Annotated in this window: 10 protein-coding genes; 8 read left to right on the top strand and 2 right to left on the bottom strand. The window is 74.5% G+C overall.

The window, feature by feature from the left end; all coding sequences use genetic code 11:
* Positions 1–936 (bottom strand): AAA family ATPase (locus tag ACFWN1_RS26945; protein ID WP_384367125.1); only part of this gene is annotated, 936 nt, incomplete at its 3' end.
* A 520-nt stretch (positions 937–1,456) separates the two neighbouring features.
* Between ACFWN1_RS26945 and ACFWN1_RS26940 the strand changes: the two genes are divergently transcribed.
* The 7 genes from ACFWN1_RS26940 to ACFWN1_RS26910 are packed head-to-tail and all read left to right on the top strand — an operon-like array spanning position 1,457 to position 9,571.
* On the top strand, positions 1,457–4,054 hold the full coding sequence (locus ACFWN1_RS26940) for an RHS repeat protein (protein ID WP_384367122.1): 2,598 nt from the start codon (positions 1,457–1,459) through the stop codon (positions 4,052–4,054).
* 57 nt (positions 4,055–4,111) lie between these two features.
* Complete coding sequence (locus ACFWN1_RS26935; protein ID WP_384367118.1) at positions 4,112–4,516, top strand: hypothetical protein; 405 nt, start codon at positions 4,112–4,114, stop codon at positions 4,514–4,516.
* Between the two features lie 38 nt (positions 4,517–4,554).
* The gene (locus ACFWN1_RS26930; protein WP_384367115.1) at positions 4,555–5,595 is read left to right on the top strand and encodes a 3-oxoacyl-ACP synthase III family protein; all 1,041 of its coding nucleotides are present in this window, start codon (positions 4,555–4,557) and stop codon (positions 5,593–5,595) included.
* 1 nt (position 5,596) lies between these two features.
* Complete coding sequence (locus ACFWN1_RS26925) at positions 5,597–7,486, top strand: HAD-IIIC family phosphatase (RefSeq protein WP_384367112.1); 1,890 nt, start codon at positions 5,597–5,599, stop codon at positions 7,484–7,486.
* Positions 7,483–7,710 (top strand): phosphopantetheine-binding protein, encoded by a 228-nt coding sequence (locus tag ACFWN1_RS26920; protein ID WP_364942567.1) that lies wholly within the window; start codon positions 7,483–7,485, stop codon positions 7,708–7,710. The genes ACFWN1_RS26925 and ACFWN1_RS26920 overlap by 4 nt, the downstream gene beginning before the upstream one ends.
* Positions 7,707–8,486, top strand: a complete 780-nt coding sequence (locus tag ACFWN1_RS26915; RefSeq protein ID WP_384367109.1) for a 2-oxo acid dehydrogenase subunit E2 — start codon at positions 7,707–7,709, stop codon at positions 8,484–8,486. Before ACFWN1_RS26920 ends, ACFWN1_RS26915 begins: the two co-directional genes overlap by 4 nt.
* Positions 8,483–9,571, top strand: coding sequence for an alpha/beta hydrolase (locus tag ACFWN1_RS26910; protein ID WP_384367106.1), 1,089 nt, complete (start codon positions 8,483–8,485; stop codon positions 9,569–9,571). Before ACFWN1_RS26915 ends, ACFWN1_RS26910 begins: the two co-directional genes overlap by 4 nt.
* 59 nt (positions 9,572–9,630) lie before the next feature.
* On the opposite strand, the gene ACFWN1_RS26905 is transcribed toward ACFWN1_RS26910, so the two are convergent.
* Positions 9,631–10,323: a TetR/AcrR family transcriptional regulator gene (locus ACFWN1_RS26905; RefSeq protein ID WP_384367103.1), complete on the bottom strand. Its 693-nt coding sequence runs from the start codon at positions 10,321–10,323 to the stop codon at positions 9,631–9,633.
* 79 nt (positions 10,324–10,402) lie between these two features.
* On the opposite strand from ACFWN1_RS26905, the gene ACFWN1_RS26900 reads away from it, so the two are divergent.
* The gene (locus ACFWN1_RS26900) at positions 10,403–11,851 is read left to right on the top strand and encodes a DHA2 family efflux MFS transporter permease subunit (RefSeq protein WP_384367100.1); all 1,449 of its coding nucleotides are present in this window, start codon (positions 10,403–10,405) and stop codon (positions 11,849–11,851) included.
* The last annotated feature ends 43 nt before the right edge of the window (positions 11,852–11,894 follow it).

The raw sequence follows: 11,894 nt of genomic DNA, 5'->3' as shown, positions 1-11,894 counted from the left end.
GCGGGAGCGGGCGGCGGCGGCGACCTCGGCGACGGAGTCGACGGTGAAGGTGTCGCCGAGGACCGCCGCCGCTCGGACCACGGTCAGGGCGGTCTCGTCGAGCGGTTCGAGTTCGGTGTGCAGGTGGACGGCGAGGCGGCCGGTCACGGTCGCGGGCCGTGTCCCGGCGAGGGGTTCCCGCTCCTCCTCCGCCAGGGCGAGGAGGTAGAGGGGCACTCCCCCGGCCAGCTCGGTGAGCCGGGCGAGGCCGGGGGCGCCGGGGTCCGTGCGCAGCACGGCGGCGCTCTGCTCCGGGTCGAGAGCGGGGAGTTGGACGAGGTGGACGAGGCCCTGCTCGACGCCCTCCTGGAGGAGGGCGCGCAGGCCGGTGGGGGTCTGCCGGGGACGGTGGGCGACCGCGACGACGAGGCCGGCGGGGAGTGGCTGGTGGATGAGGGTGTCCAGGAGGCCGGCCGTGCCCGGATCGGCCCAGTGGTAGTCGTCGAGGATGAGCAGGACGCCGCCCGGGGCGTCGGCGAGGCAGGCGGCGAGCAGGCGGCGGGCCTCTTCGTGGTAGGCGCAGTGGCCGCCGGCGGCGGCACGGTGGTCCTCCTCGCCCGGCGTCCGGGCGAGGAGGGCGAGAAGGGCGTCGGCCGGTGAGGTGGCCGGGTCGTCCGCGCCCTGTCCCCGCCAGGCCGAGAACGCCTGGACGACGGGGCCGTGGGCGAGGGCGGGGGCGCCCTCGGCGCACCGCCCGCGCAGCACCCTGACCCCGCGGCGCTCGGCGAGCCGGGCGAGGGCGGTCAGCAGCCGGGACTTGCCGGTGCCGGGATCGGAGGCGATCTCGGCCACGGCGGAGCGGCGCGCCTCGGCCGCGTCCAGGAGTTTTTCGAGACAGGCGAGTTCGGCGGTGCGGACCGTGACGGGCGAAGGGTTCTCGACGGCGGTGGGGGTCACGTGCGTCTCCTTCCCAGCAATGGCCAGATCGCGTGGTCGGCCCAGCCTAGAAGACGTCGGAGGCGGTCGAGCGCCCTGTAACAGAAGGTTCACGGAGGCGGTTCGAAGCCTTGGCCGGAGGGACCGGGAGCCCTCTGGGGGCCCGGTCGTCGAGACGTGGCGTTCGCGGGGCGGAGTCCGACCGTGGGACCGGGAGGGAGCGGGTCGCAGACGGCCGCAGGGACCGGGCGTGAGCGGGCCGCACACCGGCCGCGGAGACCGGCCGTCCCCAGGCCACGTACCGACCGCGGAGACCGGCCGTCCCCAGGCCACATACCGACCGCGGAGACCCCCCGTCCCCAGGCCACATACCGACCGTCCCCCCTGCCGCCAGACCATCCGCGGTGACCCTGCGTCCCCCGTCGCGGGGACCGGAGCGCCTTAGCCGAGCTTTAGACCGCGGCGTGAGTGTGGGCCCGCCGGGCGGCCCCCTGTGCCGCCCCGGTTTCCGGACACAGCCCGCTGCCCCGAGGAGTCGCCCGTGCCCACGCTGGGGGAGAACGCCGCTGATCGCGCGGTGTACCGCGTACCGATCGGAGACCGCATGGACCTGCTGGTCGATCTCGCGTCCGGGCAGCCGGAGCTGCGCCGGCTCGACCTGGTCGTGGCGGGTCCGGAGGGGCTGCGGCTCGTCCGCTCCTTCCGCGGCGGGGTCACGGCCGACGAGGGTTTCGGGCCGGGCTGGTCCGTCGGGGCCGGGGACGCCGCCGAGCCGCTGGGCTTCGCCGACGCGCGGGGACGGGTGGCGACGCTGCACCGGGACGGCGAGGGCCGGTTCACGAAGCTGCTCGACCCGACGGGGGCCAAGGTGGCCCTTTTCGAGTACGACGGGCACGGCCGGCTGGTCCGGGAGACCGACGCGGCCGGCGCCCTCACCACGTACGCCTGGGACGGCGCCGGCCGGCTGGCCGGGATCACCCCGCCGCACGACGGGCCGCTGGAACTGCGCTACACGGCGGAGGGGCGGCTGGCCTCGGTGGGCTGGACCTCCGCCGACGGCCCGGTCCGCACCTCCTTCGCCCATGCGGGCCACCGCACGACGGTGACCGGCCCGACGGGGCGGCGGACCGGCTACGTCCTGGACGGCGCCGGCCGGCCGCTGTCGGTGACCGACGCGCTGGGCCGGACCGTCCGCCGGGAGTGGGACGGCGCGGGCCGCCTGGTCCGGACGACCGACGCCTCGGGGGCGGTGCTGGAGCGCCGCCACGACCCCGAGGGCCGGGCGGTGGCCCTGCGGCTGCCGACGTCCGGCGAGTTCACGGCCGGGTACGACGACCCGGCCCACCCCGGGCTGCCGAGCGTGCTGCGGAGCCCCGCGGGGCACGAGCTGTTCCTGGAGCGGGACGCGGCCGGGCGGGTGGTGCGCACCCGGGTCGGGGGGCGCGGGGAGCCGCTGGACACGCGGACGTACGACCCCGGGCACGGACGGCTGGCGTCCTTCACCGACGGCAACGGTGCCACCACCTCGTACCACTACGACGCGGCGGGCGAGCTCGTGCGGGTGGCGCCGCCGGCGCCGCTCGCCGGGACCGGCTACCGCTACGACGGGCTGTCGCGGGTCACGGCGGTCGTCTCCGGCGACGGGCGCGTGACCGGGCTCCCGTACGATCCGCTGGGCCGTCCGGCCGGGGTCGTCGACGAGGGCGACGGGGAGCCGCTGGTCGCCCTGCGCCACGACGGACTCGGCAGGACGGTCGCCAAGTCCGGTCCCGGCTGGGCGTACTCCTTCGACTGGACGCGGACGGCGGGCGGGCCCCGGCTGACGGGCGCGGTGCGCACGGACGCGGCCGGGACGGAGGAGATCCGGGCCGGGTACGACGCCGAGGGGCTGCCGCTGTGGCTGGCGGCGCCCGGGGGCACGGTCCGGTACACGCACGACGCGGCGGGCCGCCCGGCGACCGTCACCACCCCGGCGGGCGACCGCGCCGTCCTCACGCACGACGCCGCCGGACGGCAGGTGGCGGTGGACTTCGGTCCGGCCGTGCAGGAGACGGTCCGCGACACCTCCGGGCGGCCGGTGGCGCTGACCGTGCGGGACCTCTCCGGGCAGGTGCTGCTCTCGGTGGAGTACGGCTACAGCACGGGCGGTGGCGCCGACACCGGGGTGTTGCGGCACACGGTGGTCGACGGTGAGTTGACCGTCTACGGCTACGACACCCTGGGCCGGCTGACCCACGCGGGCGACACGGAGTACGCCTACGACGGCGCCCATCACCTGCTGCGCCTCGGGGAGGTGCGCTTCACCCTGAACGCCGCCGGGCAGGTGACCCTGTTCGGGGAGACGACCTTCGCCTACGACGGGGCGGGCAACTTCACCGAGGAGGAGAACCCGACCGGCTTCTTCTCCTACAGCCCCACCGGGCAGACGCTGACCGGGGTGTTCGGCGGGCAGCGGGTGGTGGACATCGCCTACGACGGGGTGGGGCACGAGACTCCGCACCGCATCACCGAGACGACCGTCGACGGCCGTACCGTCACCCACGTCCTGACGCACAGCCCCCTCGGGGTGGTGCGGGTCGCGGACGACGGCACGCCGACGGACTTCGTCCGCACCCCCGACGGTCGGCTGCTCGCCGTCCTCACCGCCGGCGGCCGTCGCTACTGGGCGGTGACCGACCATCAGGGCTCGGTGCTCGCCCTGCTCGACGAGGAGGGGCGGCTCGCCGCCCGCTACCGGTACACGCCGCACGGCGCGGTCAGCGCGACCGGCCCCGCTGCCGCCGCCAATCCCCTCCGCTACCGGGGCGCCTACCAGTTGCTGCGCAGTGCGCACGTCCTGGACCACCACCTCTACAACGGCTTCTGGGGCCGCTTCACCCAGCCGGACCCGACGGGCCGGCAGTACGCCCCGTACACCTTCTCCGACAACGACCCGCTGAACAGCGCGACCTGGACGCGCGGCAGCTTCTGGGCCGTTCTGACCCGCACCGGGGAGCCGGCCACCGAGGTCTTCTTCCCCTCCCCCGGCGGTGACCCCGGCGGCGGAGCCGCCGAGGCCGCCGAGGCGTTCACCGGCGCGGGTGCCCACCCCGCCGGGCCACCGCTCATCGCGGTCCCCCGGCCGGACCCGGCCCTGTGACCCCCGCCGCCCCCGGGCGGCACCCCCTCCCGTACACCCCGTGAAAGGACCCCAGCCATGGCCGACCAGATCGTCATCCGCGTGCCCAGGGAGATCGTCGTGAAGGTGGTCGACGACGTCGAGGTCGCCGACCCGCAGATCGGGCAGACCGGAACCTTCGACGACGAGCTGTTCGACGAGTCGGGCAAGCTCATCGGCACCTCGCACGGCTCGTTCCGGATCGAGTACGTCCGTCCCGGCGACGGCGGCCTCCTCACCTACTACACCGAGGACATCACCCTCGACGACGGCACCATCCACGCCGAGGGCTGGGCCGACTTCAACGACGTGCGCACCAGCGAGTGGGTGTACTACCCGGCCACCGGCACCGGCGGCCGCTACGAGGGCCTGACCGGCTTCCGCACCTGGCGCATGACCGGGGTCCGGGCCTCCGCCGAGGCCCGGATCCTGCTGTCCGACTGACCCTCCACCGGAAGAGAGAGCACGAGGAGAAGGCACTGATGACCGGTCGGGACGTACACATCCTCTCGGCGGCCTCCGCGCTGCCGGGACCCGCCGTGGACAACGCCGCGCTTGCCCGCAGGTTCGGCATGGACCCGCTGTGGGAGCAGTGGGTCGAGGCGTTCATCGGCACCAGGTCCCGCCACCTGGCGCTCGACCTGGAGTCGGGGCGGCTCACCGACACCCTGGCGGACCTGGCCGAGCGGGCGGGTCGGCGGGCTCTGGAGGCGGCCGGTCTGGCGCCCTCGGACGTGGACGCGGTGGTGCTGGGCACGGCCACGCCGGACCGGCTGATGCCGGCCACCGTCAACGTCGTCGCGGACCGCCTCGGTATCGACCAGGTCCGCTCCTTCCAGCTCCAGTCCGGCTGCTCCGGTGCCGTGCAGGCGCTCGACGTGGCCCGGCAGATCCTGCTGAGCGGCGACGGGCGGCGGGTCCTGGTGCTGGGCGGGGACGTCATCGCCCGCTTCTACGACCTCGCCGTCGACCTGAAGCGGACCGCCCCCGCCGAGCTGGTCAACTACGTGCTCTTCGGCGACGCGGCGGGCGCGGCGGTCCTCTCCACCGAGCCCGCCCCGGGCTCGGCGCGGGTGCGGGCCCTCTTCACCCGCCTGGTGGGCCTCGGCCGGGAACCGGGCGCGGTCCTGGAGTGGTACTCCCCGTCCGACCTCGCGGGCGGGGAGCTGGCACCGCCGGCGAGCGAGGACTACAAGGCGATCGAGGAGCAGGTACCCGCGCTGGCCGAGGAGGTCCTGAAGGAGCTCCTCGACACGGCGGGCTGGCGGCCGGAGGACGTCGATCTGCTGCTGCCGCCGCAGCTGTCCGGCCGGATGACCGGGGTCATCTCGAAGCGGCTGGCGCTGCCGACCGCCGAGGACGTCTCGGTGGTCGCGGAGGCCGGCAACAGCGGCAACGCGATCGTCCTCCTCCAGCTGGAGCGGGCCCTGGCCGGCCTGCTGCGGCCGGGCCGGCGCGCGGTCGGCATCTCGATCGAGTCCAGTAAGTGGATCAAGTCCGGCTTCGCACTGGAGGGGAACTGACATGGCGGCGGACGCGCTGACCGCCCTGCACCGGGAGGGCCGCCTCGCCGAGCGCTGGCCCGACGTGCCGCGCCTGCTCGCGAAGCTGCCGGAGGCGGAACGGACCCGGGCGGGGCGGGTCCTCGCCCGGCTCGGTCCCGCGGCGGTGCTGGCCGCCCACCCGGAGGTGCCGGCGCCGCTGGTGGCGGTCACCGGGCACGGGACGCTGGCCGGGCTCGTCCCGGCGCTGACCGCGGAGTTCGCCCGGCACGGGCTGCTGGCCCGGGTGCGGCTGTCCGACTTCGACGGCTGGGTCTTCGACCTGGTCGACCCGGGCAGCGCGCTGTACGCCGCCGCGCCCGCGTACGCGCTGTGCGTGCTCGACCCGGCGGTGGTCGCCGACGACCTGCCGTCGCCCTGGCGGGTCGAGGACGCCGAGCGGGTCCTCGACGAGAAGCTGGCGCTGGTGGAGCGGGCGGCCGGGGTCTTCGCGGAGGCCGCGCCGGGCTCGACCCTGGTCCTCAACACGCTGCCGCTGCCCCGGGAGCTGACCGGCCAGCTCGTCGACCGGCGGGCCCGCGCCCGGCTCGGCGTGCTGTGGCGGGAGGCGAACGCGCGGCTGCTGCGGCTCGGCGCCGAGCGGCCCGGGGTGGTGACGGTCGACCTCGATCCGCTGCTCGCGGAGGGCGTGCCGGCCCGGGACGCGCGACAGAGCGTCTACGCGAAGGCGCACCTGTCGGACCCGCTGCTCGGCGGGTACGCGCGCGAGGTGGGCCAGCTGGCCCGGCAGGGCGCGGGCGGCGGGAAGAAGGTGCTCGCCCTCGACCTCGACCACACGGTGTGGGGCGGCGTCCTGGGCGAGGTCGGGCCGGAGGGCATCGAGACCGGGGGGACTCCGCGAGGCGAGGCGTTCCGGCGCTTCCAGCGGGTGGCCGCGCAGCTCGGCTCGCAGGGCGTGCTGCTCGCCGCGGTCAGCAAGAACGACCCCGAGCCGGTCCTGAAGGCCCTTGCCGGCCATCCCGAACTGGTGCTGCGGGAGAAGGACTTCGTGCGGATCCGGGCCGGCTGGGAGCCCAAGCACGACAGCCTCGCGGCGCTCGCGCGGGAGCTGAACGTGGGCGTGGACAGCGTCGTCCTCGTCGACGACAGCCCCTTCGAGTGCGGTCTGGTCCGCGCGGAACTCCCGGGTGTGGCCGTGGTCCAGGTGGACGAGGAGCCCGCGCTGCACGTCGAACGGCTGCTCGCGGAGGGCTGGTTCGACGTGCGGGAGCTGACCGAGGAGGACGCGGCGCGTCCGGTGCGCTACCGGGAGGAGCGGGCCCGGCAGGACTTCCTCGACGGCTTCCACTCGCTGGAGGGATACCTGCGCGAGCTGGACGTCGCCGTGACGGTGGCCCCGGCCGCTCCGGAGCAGTACGCCCGTGTCTCGCAACTCACCTTGCGGACCAACCAGTTCAACCTGACGACGGTACGGCTGCAGCCCGCCGAGGTGCGGGCGCTCGCCGAGGATCCGGCGGCCTCGGTGCTGGCCGTCTCCTCCTCCGACCGGTTCGGGGAGAACGGGCTCGTCGGCGCCGTGCTGCTGCGCCGCTCGGGCCGCACCACGCACATCGACAACTTCCTGCTGAGCTGCCGGGTGTTCTCCCGGGGCATCGAGACCGCCGTCCTCGCCGCGGTGCTGCGCGAGGCACGGGAGGGCGGCGCCGCCCGGGTGACCGGTGCCTACCGGCGTACGGCCCGGAACGGCAAGGTCGCCTCCTTCTATCCGCGGGCCGGCTTCGCCGAGGACGGCGGGACGGACGGGGACGCCCTCGCGTTCGCCCATCCGCTGGACCCGCTGCCGGAGCCCCCCGCGCATATCCGACTCACGGCCCGGTTCGACACCGCGCCGCCGAAGGGAACCGCCCCGTGAAGACCGTCGAGGACTTCGTCCTGCTGCTCCAGGACGAGCTGGCCCTGCCCGTCACCGAGGAGGACCTCGGGCGCCCCTTCGACGCCGTGGAGTCGTGGGACTCGGTGCACCTGCTGGCGCTGTGCACCGCCCTGGAGCGGGAGACCGGGCGTTCGCTGTCGCTGGCGGACGCTTTGGAGGCGACGAGCCTGGACGACCTGTACCGGCTGGCGGTGGAGGCGTGAGCGGGCGGCCGGACCCGGACGAGGTGGGGGTGGAGCTGTCGCGGCAGCGGCGGCACACCCTCTTCTTCCTGGAGGAGGTGCGGGACTTCTCGCCGGTCTTCCTGGACACCGAGGTGGACATGGGGCGGGTCCTGGCGCACCGGACGGCGGCGCGGGAGCGGGAGGGCGTGCGGTTCGGGATCTCCTCGTACGTGCTGTACGCGGCGGGCCGGGTGCTCGCCGCGCACCCGGACGCGAACGCGGCCGTCCGGCGGGGGCCGCGCGGCCCCCGGGTGGCGCACTACCCGTTCGTCCACGGGAAGCTGGCGCTCGACCGGACCCTTCAGGGGCGGCGGGTGGTGCTGGGGACGGTGGTGCCGGACGTCCACGAGGCGGAGCTCGACGCCATCCAGAAGCACGTCGACCGGGTGCGGGACGGAGATCCGGAGCGCTTGGAGGAGTTCGAGGGGATCCGGCGGCTGCACGGGCTGCCGTGGGCGGAGGGGCGGCGGACCTTCCGGCGGGCGGCGGCCTCGCTGGCGCTGCGGCCCCGGCTGACGGGGACGTTCTCGGTGTCGTCGCTGGGGCACCGGGCGGTGGACTCCTTCCATTCGGTGGGCGGCACGACGACGACGTTCGGGGTGGGCCGGATCGTGGACCGGGTGGTGGTGCGGGGCGGCGAGCCGGCGGTAGCACCGGTGCTGCGGCTGAGTCTGTCCTTCGACCACCGGGTGATCGACGGCGCGGAGGCGGCGGACGTGCTGACCGAGGTGAAGGAGGCTCTGGAGAGCGTATGAACGACATCGCCGAACTGAAGAACTTCGTGGTGGCCCACACCCGTTCGCAGGGGCTGCCGCCGGAGACGTACGATCCGCTGCTCGCCCGGATCCGGCACGACGGGGACGGCACGCCCGGCTCGTGGGTGGCGGAGTGGAGCGCCGAGGCGGCCCGGCTCGCGGAGGCGGGCCGGGCCCTGGAGGCGTCGGTGCACTACAACATGGCCCGTTTCCCGTTCGTGGACGGGGCGGCGCGGGCGGCGGCCCTGGAGCGGTGCACGGCGGAGTTCGCCGCCTGGGCGGCCGGCTTCCCCGCGCTGTCCCGGCTGGACGTGGAGCTGCCCGGGGGCCGGGTGCGGTGCTGGACGACTGGTCTGGACGCTGAGGTGCCGAGGCCGCTGCTGGTGATGACCGGCGGGATCGTGTCGGTCAAGGAGCAGTGGGCGCCGGTGCTGCCGCAGCTCGACGCGCTCGGCTTCGCCGGGATCGTCGCCGAGATGCCGGGGGTGGGCGAGAACACCCTGCCGTACGGCGCGGACGCGCACCGGATGTTCTCCGGGCTGCTCGACGCGGTCGAGGGCCGGGCGGACACGGCGCGGACGTACGCGCTCGCGCTCAGCTTCAGCGGTCACCTGGCGCTGCGGGCCGCGCTGTCGGACCCACGGATCCGGGGGGTGGTGGGCGCGGGGGCGCCGTTGCGGGACTTCTTCACGGACCGGGAGTGGCAGCGGTCGGTGCCCCGGGTCACGACGGACACGCTCGCGCACCTGGCGGGCTCGACGCCGGAGGAGGTGTACGGGGTGCTGGCGGAGCGGGCGCTGTCGGCGGAGGAGCTGTCGGCGCTGCGGATCCCGGTGGCGCACGTGACGAGCCTGCGTGACGAGATCATCCCGCCGGGGGACGCGCGGCTGCTGCGCGAGCGGGTGCGCTCGGTGCGGCTGCTGGCCCATGACGACGTGCACGGCTCGCCGCGCTTCTTCGCGCAGACCCGGCTGTGGACGCTGCTGTCGGTGCTGCGCATGCACGGGGCGCACCGGGAGCAGCGGATCGCGCTGACCCGGGAGTTCGCCCGGCTGCGGTACGGGGCGGTGGGGGCCCCGGTCTGACCGGCCGGGTGCCGGACGGGGGTCCGGGCGGTCAAGTGCGGGCGGTCAAATGCGGGCGGTCAAGTGCGGGCGGTCGGGGGGGCGTTCCCGGCCGCCGTCTCGTGGACGGCGAAGGCGCGCAGGAAAGTGTCGACGCCGGCGGTGACGATCCGGCGGACCTGCTCGGGGTCGAGCGGCCGGGTGCCGAGCGCGCTGAGGCCGGGGAGCTCCTCGTAGACGAGGGCGATGAACTGGTTGGCGGCGCGCTCGGGGTCCTCGACGCACAGGTGTCCGGCGTTGGCGAGGCGGGCGAGGCGGCCGGCGAGGGCGTCGGTGAACTGGTTGGGGCCGCTGGCGCGGACCTCGTCGAAGAGGTCGGGGAAGCGGACGGCCTCGGCGTAGAGGAGGCGGCGGACCGATTCGGACTGCTCGTCGCAGTAGCAGTCGACGAGTTTGTGCGCGACGTCCTCCAGGCCGGGGCGGAGCTTGCCGGGGTCGGTGGGGAAGGCGTCGAGGACGTCGAGGGTCTTGGCGTTCGACCGGGCGGCGGTCTCGGTCATCACGTGCCTGAAGAGGTTCTCCTTCGACCCGAGGTGGTTGTAGATCGTCGGCTTGGCGACGCCCGCCTCGGTGGCGATCAGGTCGAGGCTCGCCTGGCTGTAGCCGACGCGGGCGAAGACCCGGAGGGCGGCCTCGACGATGGCACGCCGCTTGTCCATGCGGCCCCGGTCCACCGGGGCCGCCTTCGTCTTCGGGGTCTCGCCATCGCTCATGAGCCCATGCTACCGTCACAGCCATCAAAATGAACTACCCAGTTAAAATGGATGGGCACAAGAGTTCAAAGGAGTTGCCGTGTCTGTAACGAAGACGGCGGAGGGCAGGCCCGCCCGGCTCGACTCAGGGCTGCTCACGCTGCTCGGCGTGATGGTTCTCGGCGGGATGATGTCCTACCTGGACGCGACCATCGTCAACGTCGGAATCTCCACGCTGAGCGGTGAGTTCGAGACCACCCTGGCCACCATCGAGTGGGTCACCACCGGCTATCTGCTGGCCGTCGCGCTCGCCATCCCGCTGGCCGGCTGGGCGGTGGTCCGCTTCGGTGCCAAGCGCATGTGGCTGCTCGGCCTCACGGTCTTCCTGCTCGGTTCGGTCCTCGCGGCCTTCGCCTGGAACGCCGAGTCGCTGATCACCTTCCGGATCCTCCAGGGACTCGGCGGCGGCATGATCGACCCGATCATGATGACCGTGGTCGCCACCGCCGCCGGGCCCGAGCGCATCGGCCGGGTGATGGGGCTCATCTCCGTCCCGATCACCCTCGGCCCGGTGGTCGGACCCGTCATCGGCGGACTGCTCCTGGACAACCTCTCCTGGCAGTGGCTGTTCCTCGTCAACATCCCCTTCGCGCTCGCCGCCATCGTCCTCGCCGTCAAGGTGCTGCCGGCCGACCCGCCGCCCAGCGGCGACCCGGTGCCGCTGGATGCCGTCGGCGTCTTCCTGCTCTCCCCCGGCTTCGCCGCGCTGGTGTACGCGCTGTCCCAGGCGGGCGCCCACGGCTTCGGCAGCGCCCGCGTCCTCGTCGGACTGCTCGTCGGTGTCGCGCTCTTCGCTGCCTACACCGTCCACGCCCTGCGCTCCGACAAGACGCCCCTGCTCGACCTGCGGCTCTTCGCCAACCGGGGCTTCACCGCCGGCGTCACCACCATGTTCCTGCTCGGCGGCGGCCTCTTCTCGCTGCTGTTCCTGCTGCCGCTCTACTACCAGCAGGTCCAGGGGCACAGCGTCCTCACCTCCGGCCTGCTCCTCGCCCCGCTCGGCCTCGGCACCCTGATCGGCATGCCCCTGGCCGGCAACCTCGCCGACCGCTTCGGCGCCCGGGTCCTGGTACCGACCGGTGCCCTGCTCATCGGCGCGGGTGCCCTGGTCTTCACCGGCTCCGGCCCCGACACCCCGCAGGTCCTGCTGACCGTCGCCCAGTTCGCGGCCGGTTTCGGCATGGGTCTGGTCGGCGCGCCCACCATGGGCTCCGTCTACCGCACGGTGCCGGGCGAGTCCGTCGCCGGGGCCACCGGCGCCGTGTTCATCCTCAACCAGATCGGCGCCTCGCTCGGCATCGCCGTCGTCGCGCTCATCCTCCAGGGCGGCGGCGCCCACACCACCCCGACGAACGCCTCCTTCGCCGACGCCTTCTGGTGGCCGGTCGGCGCCGCCGTGGTCGTCCTCCTCGCCGGACTGCTCCTCCCCGGCAAGCCGGAACCCGCCCCCGAGGCCCCGGCCGCCGCATCCCGGACGACGTCGCGCTGATCGGCTTCGACGACTCCGCGGTGGCCCGCCACATGGACCCGCC

The organism is Streptomyces sp. NPDC058459 (assembly GCF_042721685.1).
Classification (GTDB): Bacteria; Actinomycetota; Actinomycetes; order Streptomycetales; family Streptomycetaceae; genus Streptomyces.
Note: the sequence above shows the minus strand (reverse complement) of the source record. Positions and strands in the feature narration are given on the sequence as shown.